This window comes from Cystobacter fuscus, from assembly GCF_002305875.1.
Lineage (GTDB): Bacteria > Myxococcota > Myxococcia > Myxococcales > Myxococcaceae > Cystobacter > Cystobacter fuscus_A.
Window position 1 is genome coordinate 1,734,906 of record NZ_CP022098.1, and the last position, 26,390, is coordinate 1,761,295.

Sequence of the window (26,390 nt, forward strand, 5' to 3'; positions counted from 1 at the left end):
TCAGGGCGCGCGCATGCGGGCCGCCAGCTCCCGCTGCTGGATGTGTCCCTTCTCCAGCAGCAGCTCGAGCAGGGCGCGCAAGATCTTCGAGCTCTTCTCCTGGTTCACCTGCACGGCCTGCAACCGCTGCATCTCCTCGGCGGAGAACGTCTCGGCGGGAGAGGCGTTGAGGATTTCATCGAGCAGATCCGCGGCGCTCGAGCCGATGCTCGGACGCGGCGGCATGGGGGCGGGGTTCTGCCGGGCCGCGTTCTCGCGCGCCAGGTTCGGCGCGATGTCGGCGATGGACTTCCTCACCGTCTTGCCCGTCATGTCGACGATCTTGAACTCCTCCTCGTCTCCGGGCGTACCCGGGCGCCCGGTGGGCGCGGTGCGGGCGGTGGGGGAGACGGTGGGTTCCTGATTGCGGTAGTGCCGTTGGATGGCGTTCTGGATTTCCAGGTCGCCCGCCACCATCGGGATGACGCGGGTGCGGCTCAGTGCGGCCACCTGATCGATGGTCGCCAGGTCCGAGGGGTCCGCCATGGCCAGCACGAGCGTCTTGCCGTTGTCGCGCAGGGACACGGGGAAGATGCCCTTCTGCTCGGCCAGGTGGACGTCCAGCCTGGCGAGCGCGCCGGCATCCCTGGTGGTGCCCAACTGGACGCGCTGCATGCCGAAGCCCTCGGCGATCGCCTGGGTGAGGGTCTCCTCCGAGGCGATCCCCATGTCACTGATGATGCGCGAGAGGCGCCCACCCCATTGATCATGCTGGGCGAGCGCGCTGCGCAGCTGCATCTCGTCGAGGACACGGGCCTTGACGAGGATTTCTCCAATCCGGTTGCGAGGTGCGGCCATGACCTCCAGTCTACGAAGGAAGGAGCCTGGAGTCGCGTTTCGATGCCTCGTGCGTTCGCTACCTGTCTGGAGGAGGGGATGACGCTCTTCAACGCGGGCGCCTTCCACGCGGCCCATGAGGCGTGGGAGGAGGCCTGGCGGCACGAGCACGGCCCGCGCCGACTGTTGCTTCAAGGACTCATCCTCGCCGCGGCGGGCTGGCTCAAGCGCGACGCGGGCAACACTCGGGGCGCGTGGACACTCTTCTCGCGGGCCCTCGAGCGGATGGAGTCCCTGGCCCCCCTGTGCGAGGGCGTGGATGTGGACCGGTTGAGGCGGGACATCACCCGGTGGCGAGCGGGCGAGGGAGCCGACAGACCCCTGCTCGTCTGGCCGCTGGACGCCTCGGGAGGAGAGCGCTGATGCAGCCCTTCGCCGATGACTCGTTGCAGCTCTGCCCCTACTGTGGGGAGCAGGTGGAGGTGGCCGCCGATGCACTGGGGGTCGCCTCGGAGACGTACGTGGAAGACTGCCCGGTGTGCTGCCGGCCGTGGGTCGTGCGCGTCACGCGTGAGGACGGCGAGGTCTTCGTTTCCCTCGGGCGCGAGGACGATTGAGGCGGCGGTCCGAGGCGCGCGGCGCGCTTCCTTGACACGCTCCAAACCATGGTTCTCTTGGAGTTGTGAGAGGCGCGGCGCCCCCGAGAGCGAGGGCGCCGCGCGCGAGCAGACAACCCCTTTTCCGTTTCACCACAACCACGCGCCGTGGCTCCGCGAGGAGTCTGGCGCGCACAGGAGACGTCCATGCAAAGCCGTTGGAACCCGTTCGAGATGAGCAATGGTGCCGTGGCGCTGGGCCCTCTGGTCATGAGGGAGTTCGACCAGTTCTTCCGCGAGCGTCCGTCCGGCGCGCGTGAGTTCGCCCCCGCGGCGGACATCTACGAGACCGCCGAGGGCATCACCCTGCATGTGGACCTGCCGGGCCATGATGCGAAGTCCATCGAGGTGAAGGTGGAGAACGACACGCTCACCCTCAAGTCCGAGCGCAAGCGTCCGGAGTCGCTGAAGGACGAGGGCACCCGGCGTCTGGAGCGCAACTTCGGTGTGTTCACCCGCTCCTTCGTGCTGCCGCGCACGGTGGACGCGTCCCGGGTGGAGGCGCGCTACGAGAATGGCGTGCTGACGCTGGCGCTGCCCCGGCGTGAGGAGACCAAGCCGCGCGTCATCGAAGTGAAGGTGAATGGCTGACGCACGAACGGCGCAACCGGTGGACTCGGGCCCCGAGGTCCGGGGTCCGACTCGTCCACCCGGGCACGCCGGGAGTGATTCGGGGGGCGGGGCGCATCACGGGCTCCGCCCTTCGTCGCGTCTAGCGCTTGACGGCGGCGGGGGTGGTGCCCCCGAGCGCCAGCGGCACGCGGAACAGGTCGAGCACCTGCTGCACGTCCAGCGGCTTGGGCAGGCACGCCACGGCGCCCGCCTGCTTGGACTGCTCCACCACCTCGGGCGAGTGGGCGGACGTCATGGTGATGAGCCGCACGCCCTCCATCTGCTTGCGGGCGCGGATGCGGCGGCACACCTCGATACCGTCGATGTCCGGCATGTTCAGGTCGATGAGCATGCCGTGGGGCTTCTGCTCGGACACGAGCAGCAGCGCCTCGACGCCGCTGGTGGTCGTCTGCAGCTCCACCTGGTTGGCGTAGGGCTTGAACGCGCGCTTGATGGCGTCGAGCACCTGACGCTCGTCGTCCACCACGAGCAGGCGCACGGTGCTGCTGCCCAACTCCTCGGGCACCGGCATCTGGTGCGTGATGAGGAACGTGCGCAGGTCCGCCGAGCGCACCCGCCGGTGGCCGCCTGGCGTCCGGAACGCCATGAGGATGCCGCGGTCGATCCACTTGCTCACCGTGGACGGGTCCACCTGGAGCAACCGGCTGATGTCGTGGGTCGTGTAGAGCTGATCCGTCATCGAACTTTCCTCATCTCTGCCCTGCTTCATTCCGGCACTCATAGGATAGGACACCTAACCGGGAAGCGAAAATTCTTTGCTTTCACAACTTGACAGCCTGTAGGGCCTCGGCGGCTTTCATCTGTCGGACGGTGGCTTCCCAATGCCCCGCCGCCCGCAAGCACAGTTCCACCAGTTCGCGCGCTGCCCCGTGACCTCCCCGGTTGCGTGCGATGTAATGCACTTCCTGCCGAACTTCGAGCGCCGCGTCAGCCGGACAGGCCGACAGGCCCACCCGGCTCAAGGGACCCAGGTCGTTGAGGTCATCCCCCATATAGGCGCACGCCTCGGGGGCCTCCCCGAGCTGGGAGAGCAGCTCGTCCAGGCCCGCCGACTTGTCCTTGCGCCCCTGGAAGACGGCGGAGAGGCCCAGCTCGCGGCCCCGCACCTCCACGATGGAGGAGGAGCGCGCGGTGAGCAGCGCGGTGCGCAGGCCGGCCAGCCGGGCCATCACCAGGCCGTGGCCGTCCTTCACGTCGAAGCGCTTCATCACCTCGCCGCCATCGCCGTAATACAGGCCGCCGTCCGTGAGGACCCCATCCACGTCGAAAACGAGCAGGCGCACCCGCGCGGCACGCTCCGTCAGCTCGTCCCGGCTGGGCTTTGGCGGCAGGTCCGTCATGTCGTGTTCCTCGGATTTCCTCCCCACGACTTCGATTCTCTCATGACGGCTCGTGTCCTAGCGCACGTCGGATGGCGAGCACCTGACGTATCACGTCCTCGAACATCTGGGGGGAGAGCGAACACGGACCGTCGCACAGGGCACGGTCCGGGTCTTCATGTACTTCCGTGAAAAGCGCGTCTATTCCGGCGGCGGCGGCCGAGCGCGCCAGGAGGGAGACGAACTTGCGCTCCCCGCCCGTCTGCCCATCCCCGGAGGAGGGCAGTTGCACGGAGTGGGTGGCGTCGAAGCACACGACGAGCCCCGCCTCGCGCATCTGGGCGAAGCCGCGCATGTCCACCACCAGGTTGTTGTAGCCGAAGGTGGCGCCGCGCTCGGTGACGAGCACGTTGGGGTTGCCCACCTCCACGGCCTTGCGCGCCGAGTGGACGATGTCCTTGGGCGCCACGAACTGGCCCTTCTTGAGGTTGACGCCCTTGCCGGTGCGCGCCACGGCCTCCACCAGGTCCGTCTGGCGGCAGAGGAAGGCGGGAATCTGGATGATGTCCACCACCTCGGCGGCGGGGCCCACGTGGCTCGTCTCGTGGACGTCGGTGAGGATGGGCACGCCCACCTCGCGCTTGACGCGCGCGAGGATGCGCAGGCCCTCCTTCAGGCCCGGGCCCCGGAAGGACTTGCCGCTGGTGCGGTTGGCCTTGTCGTAGGAGCACTTGAAGGCATAGGGCACGCCCAGCCGCGACGTCATCTCCTTGAGCATCCGCGCGTGGCGCAGCGCCATGTCCTCGGACTCGATGCTGTCCGGGCCGGCGATGACGAAGAGCTTGTGGCCCTCACCCACGGTATGACCGCACAGTTGGATGGTGCTCACGCCTGGGTCCTCCCCGCGTCGCGCTGCGCGAGCGCTGCCCGGATGAAGCCCGAGAAGAGCGGATGGGGCGCGAAGGGCTTGCTCTTGAACTCGGGGTGGAACTGGCAGCCGATGAAGTGCGGATGGTCCGGCAGCTCGATCATCTCCACGAGGTTGAGCTCCGGGTTGTGTCCGGACACCAGCAGCCCCGCCTCCTGCATGCGCGCGCGGTAGCTGTTGTTCACCTCGTAGCGGTGGCGGTGACGCTCCTGGATGGTGTCCTCGCCATACAGCTTGTGGGCGAGCGAGCCCGGCTTGAGCGCGCAGGCATAGGTGCCCAGACGCATGGTGCCTCCCTTGTCCTGGACCTTCACCTGACTCTCCATGAGCGTCACCACCGGATGGGGGGTGTGCTCATTGAACTCCAGGGAGTTGGCTCCACTCAAGCCCAGCACGTTGCGGCTGAACTCCACCACCGCCATCTGCAGGCCCAGGCAGATGCCGAAGAAGGGCACCCGCTTCTCCCGGGCATAGCGCACCGCGGAGATCTTCCCCTCGGTGCCCCGCACCCCGAAGCCGCCCGGCACGAGGACGGCGTCCGCGCCGGACAGGATGGCCTCCGCGCCCTTGTCCTCCACGTCCTGCGAGTCCACGAAGCGCAGGTTCACCCGCACGTCGTTGGCGATGCCGCCGTGCATCAGGGCCTCGTTGAGGCTCTTGTAGCTCTCCTTCAGGTCCACGTACTTGCCGACCATGGCCACCGTCACCTCGCCCCGGCTCGGCGAGTACACCTTGCGGACGATGTCCTCCCAGCGCTCCAGCCGCGGCGCCCGGCTCCAGATGTTGAGCGCCTCGGTCAGCCGCTCGTCCAGGCCCTGGCGGTGCAGCTCCAGGGGCAGCTCGTAGATGCTGCCCACGTCCGGCGAGGTGAACACGTTGCCCGTGTCCACGTTGCAGAACATGGCGATCTTGTCCTTGAGCTCGCGGCTGATCTCCCGGTCCGTGCGGCACAGCAGGAAGTCCGGCTGGATGCCGATCTCCCGCAGCTTCATCACCGAGTGCTGGGTGGGCTTGGTCTTCACCTCGCCCGCCGCGCCGATGTAGGGCAGCAGCGTGAGGTGCACGTAGGTCGTGTTGCCCGCCCCCACGTCGTAGCGCATCTGGCGGATGGCCTCGAGGAAGGGCAGGGACTCGATGTCACCCACGGTGCCGCCCACCTCCACGATGACCACGTCCACGCCCTGCGCCGCCTGGCGGATGCAGGACTTGATCTCATCGGTGATGTGCGGAATCACCTGCACCGTCTTGCCCAGGTACTCGCCCCGCCGTTCCTTCTGGATGACGGAGTGGTAGATGCGGCCGGTGGTGAAGTTGTTGAGCCGGGACATCCGAGCGTTCGTGAAGCGCTCGTAGTGACCCAGGTCCATGTCGGTCTCGCCCCCGTCGTCGGTGACGAAGACCTCACCATGTTGGAACGGGCTCATCGTGCCCGGGTCGATGTTGATGTAGGGGTCCAGCTTGAGCAGCGTGATTTCCAGCCCGCGATTCTCGAGCAGGGTACCGATGGAAGCCGAAGCAAGCCCCTTGCCCAGCGAGCTCACCACGCCGCCGGTCACGAAGATGTACTTGGTCTTCTTGGAGCGCATGACCCTTCCTGCCAAGAGAGGCCCGATGCGTCAATGTTTCTGTAGGTTCCCTGGCCACCGTCGAGGCCCTGAATCACGGTGAGTCCGGGACTGTCAGTCCTGGCCCTGACTGCGCGGACGGCTCTCGGCGTAGTCGCGTGCCTGGGGAACGCTCCCCCGGTGCTCGCGCAGCGGGCAGTGCCGGCACGTCCACCCGTCCCAGCCCCGCTTCACTGCGAGGTGCAGACAGGCGTCATAGTTGGCGCAGAACAGGTTGCGTTGAACCTCCACCACCGACTCGTCTCGCAGGGCGCAAGGGAGCGGACTCGGGCAGGGTGTGATGGACAAGGTCGGGCCTCCAGCGAATCAAACGAGCCTTCCCCCCTCGGTGGGCTCAACAGGGTCCGCCCGCTCGCATTCCCGGGGGGAAGACAAAAAAGGCCCGCCCGGTCCACGGCCCCGTCGAATGGTGGGGTGCGTGGGCCCGGGCGGGCCAATCTACCTTCGGCGTCAACTCCCGCCGGACGGTGGCCTCATCAGCGCGCCGTACCGACGGAGGTGGACGCCTGACTCTTGCTCTCAGTCAAGGCATCACCTCCTTTCGTCTGCGCTGCCTTTTCTAACCACCCCTTCCTCTCCGCGCCACTGGTCGGGAGGTGTGGGGCGAGGCCGTACCCTGGGCAGACGGAAGGGCGGGAGCGGCTCAGGCGGCGACGAACTGGCGCTCCACCAGCCGGCGGTAGAGGCCCTCCTGGCCCATGAGGGTGGAGTGGTCGCCGCTCTGCACCACCTGGCCCGCCTCCATCACCACCACGCGGTCGGCCCCCATCACCGTGGACAGGCGGTGGGCGATGATGAGCGTGGTGCGCCCACGCATCAGCCGCTCGAGGGCCTCCTTCACCAGGTGCTCGCTCTCGGCGTCCAGGGCGCTGGTGGCCTCGTCGAGCACCAGCAGGCGTGGATCCTTGAGCACCGCACGGGCGATGGCGATGCGCTGCTTCTGCCCGCCGGACAGCTGCACGCCACGCTCGCCCACCATCGTCTGGTAGCTCTCCGGGAAGCGGGAGATGAACTCGTGGGCGTTGGCGGTGCGCGCGGCGGCTTCCACCTCGGCGTCCGTGGCGTCCTTGCGGCCATAGCGGATGTTGTCCGCGATGGAGGTGGCGAACAGCATGGGCTCCTGCGCCACCGTGCCCACCTGCTGGCGCAGCCACTCGGTGTCCAGGCCGCTCAGCTCCCGCCCGTCGAGCAGCACCCGGCCCTCCTGCGGGTCATACATGCGCGCGAGCAGCGCGGCGAGCGTGGACTTGCCCGCGCCCGAGGGGCCGACGATGGCCACCACCTCGCCGGGCGCGAGCGCCAGGTGGATGCCCTTGAGCACCGGCACGTCCCGCCGCGTGGGGTAGGCGAAGCGCACGTCCTGGAACTCGACCCGGCCCTGCACGGCCGCCAGGCGCTCGCCCCCCGAGGAGGGAATGGCGGGCTCGCGGTCGATGAGCTCGAAGACGCGCTCGGCGGCGCCCGCGGCGCGCATGAAGTCCGCCCACAGGTCCGCGAGCGCTCCCAGCGCGAAGGCCACCATGAGCGAGTAGATGAGGAAGGAGGTGAGGTTGCCCACCGTCATCCTCCCGTCGAGCACCATCCGCCCGCCGTACCAGAGCACCACCGCCGAGGCGAGGTAGCCCGCGGACGAGGCCCCCGCCAGGAAGAACGAGGACTGCTTCGCCCGGCGGCGCGCGACGTCGTAGGCGTGCTCGGTGGCGGTCTGGTAGCGCTCCACCTCGTGGCGCTCGGCGGCGAAGGAGCGCACGGTGCGGATGCCCGACAGGCTCTCCTCGGCCACCTCGTTGGCCACCGCCAGCGCGTCCTGCGACTCCTTGGAGAGGCCGCGCACCTTGCGCCCATACGACACCGCCCCCACCGCCACCGCGGGCACGATGGCCAGCATCAGCGCGGTGAGCACCGGCGAGGTGTAGAAGAGCAGCCCGATGCCGCCGAACGCCTGGGCCGCGTTGCGCAGCGCCATGGAGATGTTCACACTCACCGCGTTCTGCAGCACCGTGGTGTCCGAGGACAGCCGGTTGGTGAGTTCTCCCGTCTTGCGCTCGTCGAAGAAGCCCACCTCCTGGGACATGAGGCTCGCGAACAGGTTCTGCCGCAGCTGCGTCACCACGCGCTCGCCCGCGGTGGTGAAGAGGTAGAAGCGCAGCGCCATCGCCACGCCCTGGAAGAGGAAGACGACCACCATGGCCAGCGCCACCCGGTCGATATGCTCCCGGTTCCCCGACTTGAGGCTCTGGTCGATGATGTCCCCGATGATCTTCGGGTACACCAGTCCCAGTGCGCTCGCGAGCACGAGGAAGAAGGTGCCGGCGATGATCCGGCGCGCCTGGGGGCGCGCCAGCCCCATCAGGCGGCTGAATGTCGCCCGGGAGAACCGGGGCTTCTTGGGGGCGTCAGGTTTGTTCTTGGCGTCGGACACATGCGCAGCCTACCTCGCGACAGGGCGTCCGGCCCGTACTCTCTCGTCCCACGTCCGTCCGCCCGCCCGCCAGGCCGCTTCAGCCGCCGCGCAACACCGCCTCCACCCGCGCCACGTCCCCGGGGACGTCCACCGCCACCGTGTGTCCCGCCACCTGGCCACAGCGGATGCGCACCCCATGCTCCAGGGCTCGTAGCTGCTCCAATTTTTCCGCCCCCTCCAGGGGGGTGGGGCTCAGCCCGGCCAGGCGCAGCAGCGTCGCGCGCCGGTAGCCATACAGGCCCAGGTGCGCCCAGTGCCGCACCGCGCCGGCCTCACCCGGCTCGCGCACGAAGGGCAGCAGGGCGCGGCTGAAGTACAGCGCGTCCCCGTTGAGCGCCAGCACCGCCTTCACCACGTGGGGGCTGGTGTGCTCGGCCGCCTCCAGGGGCCGCACCAGCGTGCCCATCTCCACCGCCGGGTCGGCGAAGAGGCCCGCGAGCACCCTCAGGGTGTCCGGGTCCACCAGCGGCTCGTCTCCCTGCACATTCACCCACACGTCCACGTCCGCACGCGCCCGGGCCACCTCTGCCACCCGGTCCGTTCCCGTGGCGCACTCGGGCGAGGTCATCACCGCCGTGCCCCCAAAGCCCTCCACCGCCTCCCGGATGCGCACATCGTCGGTGGCCACCAGCACCTCGCCGAAGACTCGGGCCTCCTGGCAGCGGCGCCACACGTGTTCGATCATCGGCCGGCCGGCGATGGGCGCCAGGGGTTTGCCAGGAAAGCGCGTGCTCGCGTAGCGCGCGGGGATGACGGCGACGGGACGGGGGGCGGACATGGCGGCGCTGTCTATCAGATTCAGGACGCTGCGAGACCCCCGGGGCCAGGGGCCCCCTGGCCGATGCGGGGCGGGTGCCTAGCTTCGCTCCCCATGAAGAAGGTTCTCCATATCGTCGGGGCGCGTCCCAACTTCATGAAGGTCGCGCCCATCCACCGGGCCATCCGCGAGCGCGGCGCGCTCGCCCAGACCCTCGTCCACACCGGGCAGCACTACGACGTGAAGATGAGCGATGTCTTCTTCACCGACCTGGGCATGCCCGCCCCCGATGTCCACCTGGGCATCGGCTCGGGCAGCCACACCGAGCAGACCGCCCGGGTGATGCTCGAGCTGGAGAAGGTCTTCACCCAGGAAAAGCCCGATCTCGTGTCCGTCGTGGGCGACGTCAACAGCACCCTGGCCGGGGCGCTCGTGGCGGCGAAGATGGGCATCAAGCTCGCCCACGTGGAGGCGGGGCTGCGCAGCGGCGACCTCACCATGCCCGAGGAGATCAACCGGTTGCTGGTGGACCGCATCTCGGACCTGCTGCTCACGCCCTCGGCCGACGCGGATGCCAACCTGCTGCGGGAGGGCATCGAGCCCGAGCGCATCCGCATGGTGGGCAACGTGATGATCGACTCGCTCCTGTCGGCGCGCGAGCAGGCCCTGCGTCTGCCCACGCTCAAGGACATGGGCTTCACCCCGCGCGGCTACGCGGTGTGCACCCTGCACCGTGCCTCCAACGTGGATGACGAAGGCACGCTGCGCGGGTTGCTCTCCGCGCTCGGTCACGTGGCCAGCCGCCTGCCCGTCGTCTTCCCCGTCCACCCGCGCACCCGCAAGCGCATCGCGGACCTGGGCCTCGGGCCCACGCTGGATCGCACCCCGGGTCTGCGCCTCGTGGATCCGCTCGGCTACCTGGAGTTCCTCGCGCTCACCTCCCAGGCCCGGCTCGTCTTCACCGACTCGGGCGGCCTCCAGGAGGAGACCACCGTGCTCGGCATCCCCTGTCTCACCGTGCGCGAGAACACCGAGCGGCCCATCACCGTGGACGTGGGCACCAACCTCGTCGTGGGCACGAGCCCCGCCCACATCCAGCAGGCCGCCGACCGCATCCTCGACGGGCACGAGAAGAAGGGCAGGGTGCCCGACCGCTGGGACGGCCGCTCCGGCGATCGCATCGCCCAGCTCTACGAGGAGACGCTCGGCGCCGTCGCTCCGCCTCGCCGCGCGGCGGTCTAGCCGCCCCGCGCACCGTGTTATGCCAGGGGCCTCATGAGTGAGACCCCCGAGGGCTTCGTCGACATCTCCTTCGTCGTCGAGCCGAACTACGCCGGCTGGAGGCTCGAGCGCTACCTCGCCCAGAAGCTCCGCCGGCTGCCACGCGAGCGGCTGCTCGGCGTCATCCAGCGCGGGGTGCTCTGCGAGGAGCGCCGGCTCAAGCCCTCCACGCCCGTCTACCCGGGCCTCTCCTTCCGCATCCGCCGGCCCGCGAGCGCCGAGCCCGACACGCCCACCGAGCTGCCCGTCGTCTTCGAGGACGACTGGCTGCTCGTGCTCGACAAGCCCGCCGGACTGCCGCTGCACCCCACCGCCCGCTACCACAAGGGCACGCTCGTCTCCCTGCTGCGCGAGCGTCTGGGCCATGCCTCCGCCGAGCCCGCGCACCGCCTGGATCGCGAGACGAGTGGCCTGGTCGTCTGCGGACGCACCACCGAGGCGTGCCGCGTGCTGGGTCGGCTCTTCATCTCGCGCGAGGTGCACAAGGAGTACCTCGCCATCTGCGAGGGCCATCCCCCCGAGGACTCCTTCCGCGTGGATGCCCCCATCGCCGAGGGCACCGACCTCATCCGCATCGCGGTACGCATCGACCCCATCCTGGGCAAGGAAAGCCATACGCGCTTCGAGGTGCTCCGTCGCTTCACCCTCGAGGGCGAGCCCTTCGCCCTGCTGCGCTGCCACCCCGAAACCGGACGCCAGCACCAGATCCGCGTCCACTTGCGCGAGGCGGGCTTTCCGATCGTGGGCGACAAGATGTACGGGCCGGACCCCGGCTACTTCGATCGGTTCAGCAAGCGCTGCCTCGAGCCCGAGGCGTGGGTGCGCTTGCGCCTGCCCCGCCACGCCCTTCACGCCGCGCGCCTGTCCTTCCCCCACCCGGCCACCGGCCAGCGCGTCACGTTCGAGTCCCCGCTCCCCGGAGACCTCCAGGACTTCATCGCCAACCGGACACCGGCCGGGTTGATCCTCCCTGGCGCGGACGGTGCATAACTTTCGCGCATGAGTGAAGCCCCCTCCTCCCCCGAGGACGCCCTCGGACAGGCACCGTCGCGCGATCGGATGGAACTCGAGGAGGAACTGCCCTTCGACATCCCGCTCCAGTTGTTTCCCGATGGGGCGTTCGTGCTCGACGAGCAGTGGCGCATCGTGGCGCTCAACCCGGTGGCGGTGCGGTTGCTTGGTCACCCGCGCGAGGAGTTGCTCGGCCAGGTGCTCTGGTCGCTCTTCCCCACGTTGCTCGACACCTCGTTCGGCACGGCCTACCTGCGCGCCCGGGCGGAGGGGGTGACCACCAACGCGGAGTGGCTCGCCCCCATCGGCGAGAGTTCGTACGAGGCGTGCGCCGTCCCGCATGGCGCCCGGCTGATCATCTTCCTGCGCGACGTGACGGCACGCCGGGAAGCGGAAGTGGCCAGGGAGAAGAGCGTCGGGCGGCTCGCCCTGCTGCAGGAGATGACGACGAAGTTGTGCTCGGTGGCCTCCGCCGCCGAGGTCGTGGAGGTCATCGCGCGCGGCGCCCTGGAGGCGATGGACGCCCGGCGGCTGTCCGTGGCACTGCCCGAGATGGATGGCCGTTCGCTCCGGGTGCTCAGCCGCGAGAGCGTGTCCGGGGGGCCCGGCTACCGGTTGTCCCAGGTGCCCATGGAGTCGAACCTGCCCATCACCCGGGTCTTCCGCTCGGGACGGCCCGAGTGGTCCGGCGCCCTGGCCTGTCTGCCCATGCTCGCCAAGGGCTCGCCCATGGCGGTGCTGTCCCTCACCTTCGCGCCCCTGCACGTCTTCGACTCGGCGGACCGTGACTTCCTGCTGTCGCTCGCCCACCAGGGAGCACTCGCGCTCGAGCGCGCCCGGCTCTTCGACAAGGAGCAGGCCGCGCGCTCCGAGGCCGAGTTCCAACGCACCCGTCTGCAAGCCGTGGTGATGCAGGCCCCCCTGGCGGTCTGCCTCATGCGCGGCCCCGAGCACGTCATCGAGCTGGACAACCCCCTGCACCAGGCCCACCAGGGTGACAGCGGCCTCGTGGGCCAGAAGATGCGCGATGCCCTGCCCCACCACATGCGCCAGGGCATGCTCGACGTGCTCGACCGCGTCTACCTGTGGGGGGAGAGCTTCGTCGCGCGCGAGTACCGGGTGGCGGAGGATCCGCGCACGGGGGCGCCCCGCGAGGAGCGCTTCTTCAACTTCTCCTACGAGCCGCTGCGCGACACCGCGGGCCACGTGGATGGGGTGGCCTTCTTCTCCTACGACGTGACGGACCACGTGCGCGCGCGGCGCGAGGTGGAGGCGCTCGCCGAGCGGCAGCACTTCCTGTACGAGGCCAGCACGCTCCTGGGCAGCTCGCTCGACTCCGTTTCCACGATGGAGCGCTTGATGGAGCTGGTGGTGCCCCGCTTCGCCGACTGCTGCGCGGTGCACGTGCTCACCGAGGAGGGCCGGGTGGAGCAGCTCGCGGGACTGCACCGGGATCCGGAACGGGCCCGGGTGGCGCTCCAGGTGCTCCGGCTCCAGCCCGTCGGGTTGTCCGCCGACCATGGTGTCGGCAAGGTGCTGCGCACGGGCGAGTCGGAGTGGATCCCCGAGTTCTCCGAGGGCCAGGTCGCCCAGATGGCGCGCACTCCCGAGGCCGAGGCGCCGCTGAGCGCGCTCCATCTGTGCTCCTACATCTGCGTGCCCCTGGTGGCACGTGGCCGGACCCTCGGCACGCTCATGCTGGCGCAGGGGGAGAGCGGCCGTCACTACTCGAGCGCGGACCTGACGCTGGCCGAGGAGCTGGCGCGCCGGGCCGCCCTGTGTCTGGACAATGCGCGGCTGTACCGCGATGCCCAGGACGCCATCCGGCTGCGCGACGAGTTCCTCTCCATCGCGAGCCATGAGCTCAAGACACCGCTCACCGTGCTGCGGCTCCAGTTGTCCTCCCTGGAGCGTCACCTGCCCGCGGAGGCCGGCGAGCGGATGCGCGCGAAGCTGGACGAGGCCCAACGTCAGGCGCGGCGGCTCTCGCAGCTCATCACGTTGCTGCTCGACGTGGGCCGCATCGTCACCGGCCGCGTGTCCCTGGATCGCGCCGAGATGGATCTCACCCGGCTGGTCCAGGAGGTGGTGGAGCGGCTGCGCGACGTGTTCACCCGCGCGGGCTGCGACGTGACGCTCCATGCGCCCGCGCCCGTGGTGGGTTGCTGGGACGCGCTCCGCCTGGAGCAGGTCATCGTCAACCTGCTCACCAACGCGGCCCGCTACGGCGCGGGCAAGCCCATCACCCTGCGGCTGGAGTCGGACGGCGTGCACGCCCGGTTCATCGTGCGCGACGAGGGCGTGGGCATCGTCCCCGAGGACTTGCCGCGCATCTTCAGCCGCTTCGAGCGCGCCGTCACGGTGCGGCACTACGGGGGCCTGGGTCTGGGGCTCTACATCAGCCGGGAAATCGTCGAGTCCCACGGCGGACGCCTGACCGTGGACAGCCAGCCGGGGCAGGGCGCCACCTTCACGCTGGAACTGCCCTACCGGGTCCCCGAGGAGTGAGGGCCGCCGGCGGTGCCTCGGTGCTTCAGGTCCCCTCGCCCAGCCGCTTGAGGAAGGTGGGGTAGGAGAGGCCGAGCACCTTGGCCGCCTCCATGCGCCGGCCGCCCATCTGCTCCAGCACCCAGCGGGTATAGGCGCGCTCCACCTCGTCCAGGGCGCGAGGCGGTCCGGAGAGCACGAAGGCGTTCGGCTCGAGAGGGCTCGCCGCCGGGGCTCCGGCCAGCGCGGGCTTCGTCCCCTCCAGCACGTCCAGCTCCAGCTCGGGGCCGGGCTCCATCACCAGGGCGCGCTCGAGGAGGTTGCGCAGCTCGCGCACGTTGCCGGGGAAGGCGTAGGCGGCGAGCCGGGCACGGGCGCGGGGCCCGAGCGAGGCGCCCCGGCGCCCCAGTTCCCGGCGCAGGTCGGCGAGGATGCCCTCGGCGAGTGGGAGGATGTCCTCGGGGCGCTCGCGCAGGGGCGGGATGTCGATGCGGAAGACGCCCAGGCGGAACCACAGGTCCTCGCGGAACTCGCCGCGCGCCATGAGGCCCGGCAGGTCGCGGTGCGTGGCGGCCACGACGCGCGCGCTGCTGGAGTGCTCCGTGGTGCCGCCCAGGCGCCGGAAGCGGCCCGAGTCGAGGAAGGTGAGCAGCTTGGCCTGCAGGCCCAGGGGCAGCTCGCCCACCTCGTCGAGGAAGAGCGTGCCCCCGTGCGCCACCTCCACCAGCCCCCGGCGCGCGGTGCGCGCGTCGGTGAAGGCGCCCTTCTCGTGGCCGAACAGCTCGCTCTCCACCGTCTGCTCGGGCAGGGCCGCGCAGTTGACGTGGACGAAGGGCGCGTCGTCGTCCGGGGAGGACAAGGCGTGCAGGTGGCGCGCGAGCATCTCCTTGCCCGTGCCCGTCTCCCCCAGCAGCATCACCGCGCTGCGGGGCGAGGCGGCGATGCGCTCGAGCGTCGCGAACACCCGCTGCATGGCCGCCGACGCGGGAGGCACGAGCCGGCGCCGCCCGGACAGCTCGGCCTCGGCCGCGGCCAGCCGGTCCTTCAGCCGGCCCGTGTCCAGGGCGCGGCGCGCGCGCAGCACCAGGTCCGCCAGCTCCACGGGCTTGGCCACGTAGTCCGCCGCGCCCGCGCGCACCGCGTCCACCGCGCTGGCGATGTCGCCATGCGCCGTCACCATCACCACGGCCGCGCCGGGCGCCTGGGCCTTGAGCTCGGGCAGGAAGGTGAGCCCGTCTCCATCCGGCAGCCGCCGGTCGAGCACCACCAGGGCGGGCGTGAGGCGCGCGAGCGCGGCGCGGGCCTCGTGCAGCGAGCGCGCCAGGGTGACGGCGTAGCCCTCGCGTTGCAGCGCCGCCGCGCCCAGCGACGAGAAGGCCCGGTCATCATCGATGAAGAGCAGGGGGACGCTCATGGGGCGGCTCCTGGGAAGGGCGGCTCCTGGGAATCGGACGAGGAGGCGGAGTCGGGTGGGGGCAGCGTCACGGTGAAGCGGCTGCCGCCGGGAATGCGCATGAAGGAGACACGGCCTCCCTGCTGCTCCACCGCGCGCCGGGTCATGGACAGCCCGAGTCCCACGCCCTTGGGCTTGGAGGTGACGAAGGGCTCGAAGAGCCGCGCCTCGAAGCCTTCCGGAGGGCCGCCCGCGTTGTCCTCCACGTCCACCACGGCGTGGCCCTCCTCCTGGCGCACGCGCACGTTCACCTCGGGCGTCGTGATCCGTCCCAGGTCCTTGGCGGCCACGGCCGCCTCCATGGCGTTGCGCACCAGGTTGTCCAGCGCGGTGGCCAGCAGCAGCGGGTCTCCCTGGAGCTCGAGCGCCTCGGGCAGGTGGGCGGTGAGGCGTACCTCCTCGGCCTCGGGCAGCACGCGCAGGCCCTCGAGCACCTCGCGCACCAGGTGCGGCAGGTCCACGGGGATGCGCTGCACTCTCGGGGGTTTGCCAAAGTGCAGCAGCGAGGTGGCCAGGTGCGCGAGCCGATCAATCTGCCCGCGCAGGGCGCGCACCGCCAGGGCCTGTTCCTCTCCGGGCGAGAGCAGGCCGGTGGCCACCTTGAGGCCGTTGAGCGAGTTCTTCACCTCGTGGGCGATGAGGCCCGCGGCCGAGCCGAGCGCCGCCATCGTCTCCTTCTCCGCCGCGCGCCGCTCCATCTCCAGGAAGAGGCGGTAGACGCGCCGCCAGTGCAGGCTGAAGAGCAGCAGGGTGCCCACCTGGAGCCCCGCGAGCACGAGCAGTTGCGCGAGCAGCCGTTCGCGGATGGCGGCCACGGTGGCCGTCTCGTCCGCCGCCATCACCAGCCGCAGCCGCGTGTCCGGCACCACGGTGGCCCAGGCGAACAGCTCGTCTCCCCCCGTGCCGTCCACCTCCTGGCCTCCCCGGGCGAGCAGCTCGTCCACCTTGGAGGCGAAGCCGGGCTGGGTGGCCCACGAGGGCGGTGGCGAGGGCAGGAGGATGTCGCCGCTCCGGTTGAGCACCACCAGCTTCAGGTGTCTGCTCATGGGCCGCGAGCCGGGCAGCTCCATGCTGGCGTCGAGCAGGCCGACGAGCACCCCCAGGGCACGCTGCTCGCCCATCACCGGCACGGCGACGACGAAGGTGGAGGAGCCCGGAGCGAGCGCGTCCACGACGGGCTCCTGGTGCTGGAGGACCTGCTGGAACCACGAGCGCATGCGCACCACGTCACTCGGGGTGCGCACGAGTGGCTCGCTCCAGCGCACGTTGCCCGCGGTGTCCAACAGGAGGATGCCCTGGCGGAACAGGCCGAGGTCGGGCGCGGTGAGGTCCTGCATGTCCTCGATGGCCCGTCCCTCCAGCAGCTCGGGACCCACGCCCAGGGCCACGCGGGACAGCTCCGACTCGAGCAGCTGGATGTGCAGGCTGAGCGCCTCGGCGTACACCCGGCCCTCGCGCTCCAGCCGCGAGCGGAACTGAGCGTGCATCTCGTGCACGTCCCCGCGGTAGGACAGCAGGGGGCCCGCCACGGCGACGAGGCCCAGCAGGCACAGCCCCGCGAGCACCGAGCGGGTGAACTGCCGCTCGGCGGTGCGCAGATCTGGCTGGGAGGGGCTCGCCATGTCCTGGGGCGCGGGGCCGCGCGCCTCAGGCGCTGACGAGCTTGGGCCCGGGCTTCTCCTCGCTGGTGGAGGCCGGACCGAAGTTGCCGGTGAGGTACTTGCCGGAGAAGCAGGCGGTGCAGAAGGTGGTGCGCTCGCGGTCTCCCACCGCGGTGCCCAGGCCCTCCAGGGAGATGTAGCCGAGCGAGTCCGCCGTCACGTAGCGGGCGATCTCCTCCACGGAGTGGCTGGAGGCGATGAGCTCCTGGCGGCTGGGCGTGTCGATGCCGTAGTAGCAGGGCCACTGGGTGGGGGGCGAGGAGATGCGCAGGTGCACCTCCACGGCGCCCGCCGCCTTGAGCATCTTCACGATCTTCCGGCTGGTGGTGCCGCGCACGATGGAGTCATCCACCACCACCACGCGCTTGCCCTTGAGCACCTGGCGCACCGCGGACAGCTTGAGCTTCACGCCGAAGTGGCGGATGGACTGCTGGGGCTCGATGAAGGTGCGGCCCACGTAGTGGCTGCGGATGAGGCCCACGTCATAGGGGATGCCGCTGGCCTGCGAGTAGCCGATGGCCGCGGGCACGCCCGAGTCCGGCACCGCGATGACCAGGTCCGCCCCCGGCACGGGCTGCTCGCGCGCGAGCTGCCGGCCCAGCTCCTTGCGCGTCTCGTACACGCTGGTGCCGAAGAGGACCGAGTCGGGCTTGGCGAAGTACACGTGCTCGAAGATGCACCGGCCCAGGCGCGTGGGCGGGAAGGGGTTGCTGGTGCGCAGGCCGTCCTCGTCGATGACGACCATCTCCCCGGCCTCGAGCTCGCGGATGAACTCCGCTTCAATCAAATCCAACGCCGTCGTCTCGCTGGCGAGCACCCAGCTGTTCTTGAGCCGGCCGAGCACCAGCGGGCGGAAGCCGAAGGGATCTCTCACCGCCACGAGCTTCTTCTGGGTGAGGAAGAGCAGGCTGTAGGCGCCCTTCACGCGCGAGAGTGCCTCGACGACCTTGTCCTCGAAGGTGGCCTTCTTGGAGCGGGCGATGAGGTGGATGATGACCTCGGTGTCCGCGTCCGACTGGAAGATGGCGCCATCGGCCTCGAGCGACTTGCGCAGCTCATCGGCGTTGACGAGGTTGCCGTTATGGGCGACCGACATCTGGCCACCCACGTACTCCACGCTCAAGGGCTGGGCGTTCTTCAGCCGGCTGCCGCCCGCGGTGGAGTAGCGCACGTGCCCGATGGCGGCTCCTCCCGGCAGCGACTCGATGACCGGCGCGGTGAAGATGTCCGCCACGAGCCCCATGGACAGGTGCGTGCGCAGGCGCTCCCCATCCGAGGCGACGATGCCCGCGGACTCCTGCCCCCGGTGCTGCAAGGCATGCAGACCCAGGTACGCCAGGTTGGAAGCCTCTGGGTGACCGACGATTCCGAAGATTCCACACATGCGGCGTGCCTTACCCCCTTCGGGTGCTGAACGGAACGGAGAACGGCTGCCTCCTTCGAAGGTATTCCGCGAGGTGACACCGGAATCCAGGAGTCCCAAGAGGATCCCCGGGAATTTCCCGGCTCCGGATAGGCTCTTGCGTCACATGTCTGTTTCCTGGCGACAACGGCTGCGAGGCCTGGTGGCAATGACCCTGTTGACCCTCGGGTGCGCCTATGCGCTCGCGTCCTGGAACTGGTGTGGACGCTGGGGCGAGGGGGTGCCCGTACTGGTGGGCCAGGCGCGTGCCGGGGGTCCCCTGCGGGCCGGTGCGGCGAGGGTGGACCTGGCGCCTCCCTATCCGGTGGTGGTGGCCGGCTACGGGCTGCCGCTTCCCGAGGCGACCGGGGCGGGTCTGCCTCCGCGGGCGCGCGCGGTGGTGCTGGCCGCGGGTGACATGAAGGTGGGGCTGGTGTCGCTGGAGTTGATGCTGGTGCCCGATGCGCTCGTGGCCGCGGTACGCGAGCGGACCGCGAGCCTGGGGCTTGGCGCGGTGGTGGTGGTGGCCACGCACACGCACTCCTCCTTTGGCGGATATGACGCCCGGCTGGCCGCTCAGCTTGGCGGGACGGGGCGCTTTCGCGAGGCCTCGCTGAAGGCGGCGGTGGAGGGGGCGAGTGAGGCCCTGCGCCAGGCCGCCTCCCAGCTCACCGAGGTCTCCCTGGAGGTGGGGGAGGCGCGCGAGCCTGGCCTGGTGCGCTCGCGCTCGGGGGGAGAGTCGCCGGATGGAAACCTGACGCGCGCGGTGCTGCGCGGCGAGCGGGGGCCGGTGGCGGAGCTGCTGCTGTTCGCCTCGCACCCCACGATGGTGCCGCGCAAGCGCGACGTGGTGGATCCGGACTGGCCCGGACGCGTGAGTCAGCTGCGCGAGGCGGAGGGCGGGGTGACGCTCCTGCTCCAGGGGGCCAGTGGCAACGCCATGGCGGTGGGGCAGGGGGGCGAGGGTCTGGAGTCCGTGGACGGGTATGCGCGGGCCGTGGCGGAGCTGGCGGCGCGGGTGATGCCGGCGCCGGTGGAGCGTCCGGAGCTGGGCTTCGCGCGGGTGGAGGTGGCGTTGCCGAGGCCGGACGCCTCGCGGCTGGTGCCCTCGTATGCCCGGGCGGCGGGAGACAACTTCCTGTGTGCCTCGTCCGCGCGCCGCACCGAGGTGGGGGCGCTGCGGCTGGGGCCGCTCGAGTGGCTGCTGGTGCCGGGCGAGCCCACGGTGGCGGCGGGGTCGTCCCTGGCCCGGCGCGCGGGCGCCCGCGACGTGCTGGGACTGGCGGACGGGTACGTGGGCTACGTGGAGACTCCCGAGGCCGTGCGGGCGCGAGAGGGCGAGGCGCGCCGCCAGTACTTCGGCGCCACGTTGTTGGAGCAACTGGGCGCCGGAGCGGAGCTGGCCGCGCGGGCGGCGGGCTTCACCCCGTGAGCGGCGCTAGAGCTTGTCGAACTTCGAGTCCTCGTCCCGCTTCTTGAAGAGCAGCACGGTGCGGCCCAGCAACTGGGCGAGCTCGGCGCCGGTGCCCTGGACGAGCTTCTCGGCGGCCTCGTGGCGCTCCTCCGGGCCCTCGTTGATCTTCACCTTGATGAGTTCGTGGTCGTGGAGCGCCTGGGTCACGGCGGCGATGACGCCCTCGCTGACGCCCGCCTGGCCCACGATGACCACGGGTTCGAGGTGATGTCCCAGCGCGCGCAGCTGGCGGCGCTGCTTTCCGGTCAACGGCAAGATGCTTCTCCTTCAAGTGGGGAGGCGCGCGGTGGCGCTCCCGGGGTGGCGCACCCTACTTCTTTTGCGCGGCCATGCGCAGCTCGCGCTGGGCCTCGATGTGGTTGGGTTGCAGCTCCACGGTCTTCTGGAAGTGCTTGAGCGCACCGCTCATGTCCCCGCACAGCTTGGCGATGACGCCCAGGAAGTAGTGCCCGGCGGCGACCTTGTCGTTCTTCTTCAGACACAGCTGGATGTCTTTGTAGGCCTCGTTGAAGCCCACCTTCTTGTCCTCGAAGGTGAAGAAGCGGGCGTAGCCGCGCCAGGCGTAGAACTCGGCTTCCTCGCCGTTGAGCTGGATGGCCTCGTCGAGCAGCTTGACGGCCTCGGCGAACTTGCGGCCCTTGAGGTAGACGCCCGCCTTGCGGAACAGCTCCTCGCTCTTGAGGATGGCCACCACGTCGACCTCGGCCTCCTGCTTGCCGCCGGACTTGAGTTCCTCGATGTACGCGACGCGGCTCTTCTCGTCCGCGAGCGCGCGATGGGCCTCGCCGATGTAGGCGAAGATGTCGGCCTTGAGCTTCTCCATCTCGGGAGGCGCGCCGGGAGGGATCGTGTCCGGGTGGTACAGCTTGGCCAGCTTGAAGTAGGCGATGCGCACCGCCGGGCCGTTGGTGTCCGCGCCGACGCCCAGGCGCTCGAAGTGGTTCTGCTCCTTCATCTTCTGGGCGAGCTCCTGGAGCGCTGCGATGTCGCTCGTGCCGGGAGCCGGAGCGGACGGGGCCGCGGGAGCGGAACCTTCGGGTTTGGCCGAGGGTGCGGCGGCGGGGGCCGGAGCCGAGGGAGCGGCGGGCTTGGCGGCGGCGGCGGGAGCAGGGGCCGTGGGAGCAGCGGGCTTCGCCGTGGCGGCAGCGGGAGCCGGGGCCGAGGGCGCGGCGGGCTTGGCGGCGGGGATTGGGGCCGAGGGTGCGGCGGGCTTGGCAGCGGCGGGAGCCGAGGGAGCGGCGGGTTTGGCGGCAGCGGGAGCCGGGGCCGCGGGAGCAGCGGGTTTGGCGGCCGGGACGCCACTCATGGAGGGCGTGGCGGGGCCCTGGGGAGCGGCGGGCTTGGCAGCGGCGGGAGCCGAGGGAGCGGCGGGCTTGGCGGCAGCGGGAGCCGGGGCCGAGGGAGCGGCGGGTTTGGCGGCCGGGATGCCACTCATGGATGGCGTGGCGGGGCCGGAGGCCGGGGCCGTCCGCACGGCGGCGAAGGACACGCCGTCGAGTTCCCGGAGGAGGAACACGAGCCGCAGCAGATGGTCGGCGTCCTGGGGGAGATCCTGGATGAGCTGGGCCGTGGAGCGCGCGCCGTCGATGAAGGCGAGTACGCGCACCTCATGCGGGGTGAGCCGCAGATCTCCGGTGGACACGCGTCCGTTGGACTTCATCACGGGCAGGGCGAGCACGGGCTGCAACAGGCGCCGCAGGTCGGCGGTGGGAATGCGGCGCACGAGGTCGCCGAGCACGGCCCACTTGTTGCCCAGCGGCATCGCCTTGGCGGCGGGCAGCTCCCTGGCCTCGAAGGCGAAGGAGCCGGACTCGGCGCGCAGGGCCTTGAGCAGGATGTTCTGCGCGCGCTGGGCGAGCTGGGCGAAGGCGGAGGCGGGCTGGAGCAGCCCCAGGCCGAAGAGGGCCGCGAGCACCTCGCCGCCGAAGCGGCTCCGGGCGGACTCGGCCTGCTGGAGTTGTTCCGGGGTGACGAGCTTCGCCTGGAGGAGCCAGGAGCCCAGGGCATCCTCGGGATGGGAGGACTCGACGAGCTCGGGATTGCCCTTGCGGAAGTGGATGCCGAGGGTGCCATCGGCCAGGGTGAGCGAGAGCAGACCCGTATGGTTGCCCGCGGCGATGAGGCCATAGAGGCGCACGGCCGACATGGCCGAGAGCTGACCGCGAGTGGGGAGATCGTCTGTTGCCGAGGCGGCGGGAGTGCCCGTGGCCTCGAAGGAAGCGGGGGCTGGCGCGGTAAGGGGAGCCCCGGGCGCGGCGGCGGTGGGCACGCCAGGAGCAGCGGCGGTGGGCACGCCAGGAGCCGTGGGGCGAGGACCAGCGGCTCCAGGAGCGGCGGTGGGCACGCCAGGAGCAGCGGCGGTGGGCACGCCAGGAGCCGTGGGGCGAGGACCGGCGGCTCCAGGGGCGGCGGCGGTGGGTACGCCGGGCGCCGTGGGGCGAGGACCGGCGGCTCCAGGAGCAGCGGCGGTGGGCACGCCGGGAGCAGCAGCGGTGGGTACTCCAGGAGCAGTGGGGCGAGGACCGGCGGCTCCAGGAGCAGCGGCGGTGGGCACGCCAGGAGCAGCAGCGGTGGGTACTCCAGGAGCAGTGGGGCGAGGACCGGCGGCTCCAGGGGAGGCGGTCGGTACTCCGGGAGCCGTGGGCCGTGGGCCGGCGACACCAGGAGCGGTGGCAGTGGGCACGCCAGGAGCCGTGGGCCGAGGCCCTGCACCGGGAGGCACACCCGGGGCACCGTGGGGAGCGACACCAGGAGCGGCGGTGGGCACGCCAGGAGCCGTGGGCCGGGGGCCGGCGACACCAGGAGCGGCGGCGGTGGGTACGCCAGGAGCCGTGGGCCGAGGCCCTGCACCGGGAGGCACACCCGGGGCACCGTGGGGAGCGACACCGGGGGCGGTGGCGGTGGGCACGCCAGGAGCCGTGGGCCGGGGGCCCGCGACGCCAGGAGCGGCGGCGGTGGGCACGCCGGGCGCCGTGGGGCGAGGACCGGCGGCTCCAGGGGCGGCGGTGGGTACGCCAGGAGCCGTGGGCCGAGGCCCTGCACCGGGAGGCGCACCCGGGGCACCGTGGGTCGCGACGCCGGGGGCGGCGGCGGTGGGTACGCCAGGAGCCGTGGGCCGAGGCCCTGCGCCGGGGGGTGCACCCGGGCCGCCGTGGGGGGCGGCTCCGGGAGCGGTGGGACGAGCGGGCGGGGGAGCCGCGCCGGGTCCCGGGCGAGGTGCACCCGGAGGCGGCGCCATGGGCCGGGCTCCAGGTCCCGGGGCGGGGCCTCCGGGAGCCGCCACGGGGGGGCGGGCGATACCGGGTCCCGCCATGGGCACGCCCACGCTTCCGGGCGGTGGGGTGGCGGGCGGCATGGGCGCGGCCGCGTGGGGCGGGCGGTTGCTGGGCACGGGCGTGCTGGGGCCCGGGGCGATGACGTCGCCCCACATCTCGCGAGGGAAGGCCTCGCGCAGATGCGGGAAGAGTCCGGGCTGGGCGAAGTGGATGCCGTCCTCGGACACCTGGAGCCGTCCCTGGATGGCGCCGTTGTCGATGAGCAACTCGATGGTGGCCAATTCCAGGGGACCCCAGATGGCGCCCTGATCATTCCTCACGAAGTACTGCCGGACGTCTCCCTCGGCCATCGCGGGTGCGGCTCCTTAGTGTGCCCTGGGCCACGCTAACCCCGCCATTGGCTCGGGGAAAGCTGGCTGCCGGGCTTGTCTCACGGGGTATCCAACGTGGCCATTCCAATGAGCTTCAGACATTCGGCGTCCGCGTCCTGGGCGGCGGGGGGGTCGAAGCAGTGCACCTCGCTATCGAACACCTTGCACATTCCCTTGGGCGTGCTCGCGCAGGCCGCCCTGGCATAGGCCTTCACGCAGCCGTAGCCGCACACCGGGTGTCCATCGCTCGACTGGCACTCCAGTGGGGGCAGCGACTTGCCCCACGCGCAGATCGCCTGGGCGGGCGGATCGAAGCACTTGAGCTGCAAACCGTCGCTCTTGCAGACCCCCATGGGCGTCGTATTGCAGGCCACCTTGCCGGAGCCCACGGTGCATTTGTAGCCACACGCCAGGTCCGAGCCGTAGCCCTTGCACTCGGCGCGGGGCGCTTCCCGGCCATACAAGGCGTACACCTCGGGGGGCGGATCGAAGCAGACGATCTCGCCATTGCGGCCGCCGCAGATGCCCGCCGGAGTGCGCGCGCACTGCACCTTGCCGAACTGCGTGACGCACTGGTAGCCGCACGCCACCTGTCCGTCGATCGTCTTGCACTCGGGCGTGGGCAGCGCGGAGCCGTAGACCCGGACGATGTAGGCGGGCGGATCGAAGCAGATGGCCTGCCCGTCAATGACCTGGCAGGAGCCCTGGGGCGTCTGCGCGCACCGCACGCGCTGCCCATCCGACTTGCATTGGTAGCCGCACGCCACGTGCCCATCGATGGAGCGGCAGGTGGGGCCGGCCGCCGCCTCCGTGGGCGCGGCCATCAGCCACGCGGCGGTCATCATGGAAACGAGGGACGCGAGCACGAGGGGACCTCGGGGGTGTCTTGGCCCGATTGACGCCCAGAGTGGGCGCGCGCGCAAGCTTTGGACGTGCTAGGTGCTCGCTCGTGGACCTCTCCCCGCTTCAGATCGCCCTGTTGTGTGTCGCGGCCCTTACCGCGGGTGTGGTGGATGCCATCGCCGGAGGGGGCGGGTTGATCACCCTGCCTGCCATCCTGTCCACCGGCCTGCCTCCCCACGTGGCCCTGGGCACCAACAAGGGCCAGTCCGTGTTCGGCGCGATCGCATCACTGGTGCGCTTCTGGCGGGCGGGACTGGTGCGTGGGGAGCTGGCCGCCATCACCTTCCCGCTGGGGCTGGTGGGCTCGTTCATGGGCGCGGGGTTGGTGTTGCTCATGCGCCCGGAGGTGCTCAAGCCGGTGGTGCTCGCGCTGCTGGTGGTGGTGGCCGCCTTCCTGGCCTTCCGCCGGGGACCTCCGCCCGGGGAGCGGCCCGAGCCTCCGCTCGCGCGCCTGCGGGCGCTGGGCGCGGTGATCGCTCTCGTCATCGGCACCTATGACGGCTTCTTCGGGCCGGGGACGGGCACCTTCCTCATCATCGCCTTCTCGGGGCTGCTCGGGCATGGACTGACGCAGGCCTCGGCGGACGCCAAGGTGGTGAACTTCGCGACGAACTTCGCGGCGGTGTGCCTCTTCACCTGGCGCGGGCTGGTGCTCTGGTACGTGGCGCTGCCCATGGCGGCCGCCCAGTTCATCGGGGCGTGGCTGGGCGTGCACCTCGCCGTGCGCGGCGGCGACCGGCTGGTGCGCAAGGTGGTGCTGGCCGTGGTGGTGGCGCTCGTGCTCAAGCTGGGCCGCGACGTGTTCATGGCCTGACTTCAGCCGATGAACACGAGCAGCGCGTGCCCGCGCCGGGCCACGCTGGCCGCGAACTTCTTCAGCTCCTCGAAGTAGGACAGCAGCTCCTCCTGGGGATCCAGATCCGGCGGAGGCTCCTCCCAGAAGCCCGGGTAGATGTCCTCGCGCTGCATGCGCGCCGGCTCGTAGCGCTGGCGCAGCGTGCTCGCGGGGAGCGCCTGGAGGGCCCGGGACAGCTCCTGGACCTGGGCGGGGGTGAACAGGCGCGCGGTGCCCTCGTCCGAGGGGATGTCGCCCACGTCCTCGCCGCCGCGCACGAGGAAGTCCAGCGGGGCCTGGCCCTCCCACGCGGTGTGCGTGAGCAGGTACTGCAAGCCATGCCACGTCTCCCCGATGTCCAGCTCCTGGAAGCGCGCGCCCTCCGCGTCCCCGAAGTCCTCCTCGTCATCGAGGAAGGCCTCGAGCTGGTCGGGCGCCGCGAGCAGCGCCCGGCGCTGGGTCTCCGTCAGACTGCGCAACGTGCAGAGCATTTCCATCACCCCTCCGGGGGAGGCTACTCGACCACCACGAGCCGCGCGTTGATCTCCACCGCGGTGCCTTCCCTGGCGGGCAGCTCCACCACCTTGCCCGCCTTGGGGCTCTTCAGCTCGTTCTCCATCTTCATCGCCTCGACGACCACCAGCCCCTGGCCCTCCTTCACCTCGTCGCCGAGCTTCACCAGCACCTTGACCACCTTGCCGGGCATGGGCGCGGCGATGAGCTGCTTGCCCTCCACGCTGAAGCCCGCCGTGCCCTGGCGCAGCCGCAGCCGCCGCTCGTCCGCCACGTCGATGCGCGACCACTGCCCGCGCACGAGCACCCGCACCTCGTCGCCCGCCTCGTCGAACTCGACGTTGTACGAGTGACCGTCCATCAACAGCGACAGCGCGCCGCCCTCCAACGCCAGCGCGTCCACCACCACGGTCTTCCCCGCGTGCGTGAGCTTGTAGCGGTGGTCTCCCGCGGGCTCGATGTCCACCGGCACCGCTTCCTTCTGTCCGTGCAGCTTCGCGAAGTAACGCATGGCTCGTTGTCGTGT

25 protein-coding genes are annotated in these 26,390 nt (G+C 70.8%); 9 read left to right on the forward strand and 16 right to left on the reverse strand.

Annotated features, from left to right (window positions below; translation table 11 throughout):
• Positions 1–837, reverse strand: coding sequence for a general secretion pathway protein GspE (locus CYFUS_RS07260; protein WP_095984577.1), 837 nt, complete (start codon positions 835–837; stop codon positions 1–3).
• Between the two features lie 42 nt (positions 838–879).
• Here CYFUS_RS07260 and CYFUS_RS07265 point away from each other — a divergent pair, with 42 nt between their 5' ends.
• The 3 genes from CYFUS_RS07265 (at position 880) to CYFUS_RS07275 (ending at position 2,063) form a co-directional block, all read left to right on the forward strand.
• Complete coding sequence (locus CYFUS_RS07265) at positions 880–1,239, forward strand: DUF309 domain-containing protein (RefSeq protein WP_157758297.1); 360 nt, start codon at positions 880–882, stop codon at positions 1,237–1,239.
• Positions 1,239–1,433 carry a CPXCG motif-containing cysteine-rich protein gene (locus CYFUS_RS07270; RefSeq protein WP_095984578.1) on the forward strand — a complete coding sequence of 65 codons (195 nt, stop codon included), beginning with the start codon at positions 1,239–1,241 and terminating at the stop codon, positions 1,431–1,433. Before CYFUS_RS07265 ends, CYFUS_RS07270 begins: the two co-directional genes overlap by 1 nt.
• A gap of 186 nt (positions 1,434–1,619) precedes the next feature.
• The gene (locus tag CYFUS_RS07275; protein ID WP_095984579.1) at positions 1,620–2,063 is read left to right on the forward strand and encodes an Hsp20/alpha crystallin family protein; all 444 of its coding nucleotides are present in this window, start codon (positions 1,620–1,622) and stop codon (positions 2,061–2,063) included.
• Positions 2,064–2,184: 121 nt separating this feature from the next.
• On the opposite strand, the gene CYFUS_RS07280 is transcribed toward CYFUS_RS07275, so the two are convergent.
• From CYFUS_RS07280 to kdsB, 7 genes are all read right to left on the reverse strand, one after another.
• Positions 2,185–2,784 carry a response regulator gene (locus CYFUS_RS07280; protein ID WP_232537418.1) on the reverse strand — a complete coding sequence of 200 codons (600 nt, stop codon included), beginning with the start codon at positions 2,782–2,784 and terminating at the stop codon, positions 2,185–2,187.
• An 82-nt stretch (positions 2,785–2,866) separates the two neighbouring features.
• Complete coding sequence (locus tag CYFUS_RS07285) at positions 2,867–3,445, reverse strand: KdsC family phosphatase (RefSeq protein ID WP_095984580.1); 579 nt, start codon at positions 3,443–3,445, stop codon at positions 2,867–2,869.
• Between the two features lie 40 nt (positions 3,446–3,485).
• The gene (gene kdsA, locus CYFUS_RS07290) at positions 3,486–4,304 is read right to left on the reverse strand and encodes a 3-deoxy-8-phosphooctulonate synthase (RefSeq protein ID WP_095991854.1); all 819 of its coding nucleotides are present in this window, start codon (positions 4,302–4,304) and stop codon (positions 3,486–3,488) included.
• A 5-nt stretch (positions 4,305–4,309) separates the two neighbouring features.
• A complete protein-coding gene (locus CYFUS_RS07295; RefSeq protein ID WP_095984581.1) occupies positions 4,310–5,938 on the reverse strand; it encodes a CTP synthase in 1,629 nt (542 codons plus the stop codon).
• A 93-nt stretch (positions 5,939–6,031) separates the two neighbouring features.
• Complete coding sequence (locus CYFUS_RS07300) at positions 6,032–6,265, reverse strand: hypothetical protein (protein WP_051256490.1); 234 nt, start codon at positions 6,263–6,265, stop codon at positions 6,032–6,034.
• 355 nt (positions 6,266–6,620) lie between these two features.
• Complete coding sequence (locus CYFUS_RS07305; protein ID WP_095984582.1) at positions 6,621–8,327, reverse strand: ABC transporter ATP-binding protein; 1,707 nt, start codon at positions 8,325–8,327, stop codon at positions 6,621–6,623.
• A 151-nt stretch (positions 8,328–8,478) separates the two neighbouring features.
• A complete protein-coding gene (kdsB, locus tag CYFUS_RS07310) occupies positions 8,479–9,219 on the reverse strand; it encodes a 3-deoxy-manno-octulosonate cytidylyltransferase (RefSeq protein ID WP_095984583.1) in 741 nt (246 codons plus the stop codon).
• Between the two features lie 93 nt (positions 9,220–9,312).
• On the opposite strand from kdsB, the gene wecB reads away from it, so the two are divergent.
• The 3 genes from wecB to CYFUS_RS07325 are packed head-to-tail and all read left to right on the forward strand — an operon-like array spanning position 9,313 to position 13,998.
• Complete coding sequence (gene wecB, locus CYFUS_RS07315; RefSeq protein WP_095984584.1) at positions 9,313–10,440, forward strand: non-hydrolyzing UDP-N-acetylglucosamine 2-epimerase; 1,128 nt, start codon at positions 9,313–9,315, stop codon at positions 10,438–10,440.
• Positions 10,441–10,473: 33 nt separating this feature from the next.
• Positions 10,474–11,469 (forward strand): RluA family pseudouridine synthase, encoded by a 996-nt coding sequence (locus tag CYFUS_RS07320; RefSeq protein WP_095984585.1) that lies wholly within the window; start codon positions 10,474–10,476, stop codon positions 11,467–11,469.
• Between the two features lie 9 nt (positions 11,470–11,478).
• Entirely contained in the window at positions 11,479–13,998 is a 2,520-nt protein-coding gene (locus CYFUS_RS07325; RefSeq protein ID WP_095984586.1) for an ATP-binding protein, read from the forward strand.
• Between the two features lie 25 nt (positions 13,999–14,023).
• Here the strand turns inward: CYFUS_RS07325 and CYFUS_RS07330 are convergent, their stop codons facing one another.
• The 3 genes from CYFUS_RS07330 to purF are packed head-to-tail and all read right to left on the reverse strand — an operon-like array spanning position 14,024 to position 18,475.
• Entirely contained in the window at positions 14,024–15,391 is a 1,368-nt protein-coding gene (locus CYFUS_RS07330) for a sigma-54-dependent transcriptional regulator (protein WP_095984587.1), read from the reverse strand.
• Positions 15,388–17,052 (reverse strand): ATP-binding protein, encoded by a 1,665-nt coding sequence (locus CYFUS_RS07335; protein WP_095984588.1) that lies wholly within the window; start codon positions 17,050–17,052, stop codon positions 15,388–15,390. Before CYFUS_RS07335 ends, CYFUS_RS07330 begins: the two co-directional genes overlap by 4 nt.
• A 25-nt stretch (positions 17,053–17,077) precedes the next feature.
• Entirely contained in the window at positions 17,078–18,475 is a 1,398-nt protein-coding gene (gene purF, locus CYFUS_RS07340; RefSeq protein WP_095984589.1) for an amidophosphoribosyltransferase, read from the reverse strand.
• A gap of 145 nt (positions 18,476–18,620) precedes the next feature.
• On the opposite strand from purF, the gene CYFUS_RS07345 reads away from it, so the two are divergent.
• Positions 18,621–19,925 carry a neutral/alkaline non-lysosomal ceramidase N-terminal domain-containing protein gene (locus CYFUS_RS07345; protein WP_095984590.1) on the forward strand — a complete coding sequence of 435 codons (1,305 nt, stop codon included), beginning with the start codon at positions 18,621–18,623 and terminating at the stop codon, positions 19,923–19,925.
• A gap of 6 nt (positions 19,926–19,931) precedes the next feature.
• On the opposite strand, the gene yhbY is transcribed toward CYFUS_RS07345, so the two are convergent.
• Positions 19,932–20,222 carry a ribosome assembly RNA-binding protein YhbY gene (yhbY, locus tag CYFUS_RS07350; RefSeq protein ID WP_095984591.1) on the reverse strand — a complete coding sequence of 97 codons (291 nt, stop codon included), beginning with the start codon at positions 20,220–20,222 and terminating at the stop codon, positions 19,932–19,934.
• A gap of 55 nt (positions 20,223–20,277) precedes the next feature.
• Positions 20,278–22,260: a DUF4388 domain-containing protein gene (locus CYFUS_RS51620; protein ID WP_232537771.1), complete on the reverse strand. Its 1,983-nt coding sequence runs from the start codon at positions 22,258–22,260 to the stop codon at positions 20,278–20,280.
• Between the two features lie 943 nt (positions 22,261–23,203).
• On the opposite strand from CYFUS_RS51620, the gene CYFUS_RS51625 reads away from it, so the two are divergent.
• Positions 23,204–23,551 carry a hypothetical protein gene (locus CYFUS_RS51625; RefSeq protein WP_198316489.1) on the forward strand — a complete coding sequence of 116 codons (348 nt, stop codon included), beginning with the start codon at positions 23,204–23,206 and terminating at the stop codon, positions 23,549–23,551.
• A 121-nt stretch (positions 23,552–23,672) separates the two neighbouring features.
• Here CYFUS_RS51625 and CYFUS_RS07360 read toward each other — a convergent pair whose 3' ends face one another.
• Complete coding sequence (locus CYFUS_RS07360) at positions 23,673–24,479, reverse strand: hypothetical protein (RefSeq protein WP_095984592.1); 807 nt, start codon at positions 24,477–24,479, stop codon at positions 23,673–23,675.
• 83 nt (positions 24,480–24,562) lie between these two features.
• Between CYFUS_RS07360 and CYFUS_RS07365 the strand changes: the two genes are divergently transcribed.
• Complete coding sequence (locus tag CYFUS_RS07365; protein WP_095984593.1) at positions 24,563–25,330, forward strand: TSUP family transporter; 768 nt, start codon at positions 24,563–24,565, stop codon at positions 25,328–25,330.
• A 2-nt stretch (positions 25,331–25,332) separates the two neighbouring features.
• Here the strand turns inward: CYFUS_RS07365 and CYFUS_RS07370 are convergent, their stop codons facing one another.
• Positions 25,333–25,848 (reverse strand): YfbM family protein, encoded by a 516-nt coding sequence (locus CYFUS_RS07370; protein WP_095984594.1) that lies wholly within the window; start codon positions 25,846–25,848, stop codon positions 25,333–25,335.
• A 17-nt stretch (positions 25,849–25,865) separates the two neighbouring features.
• The gene (locus CYFUS_RS53805; RefSeq protein ID WP_095984595.1) at positions 25,866–26,375 is read right to left on the reverse strand and encodes an acetyl-CoA carboxylase biotin carboxyl carrier protein subunit; all 510 of its coding nucleotides are present in this window, start codon (positions 26,373–26,375) and stop codon (positions 25,866–25,868) included.
• Between the last annotated feature and the right edge of the window lie 15 nt (positions 26,376–26,390).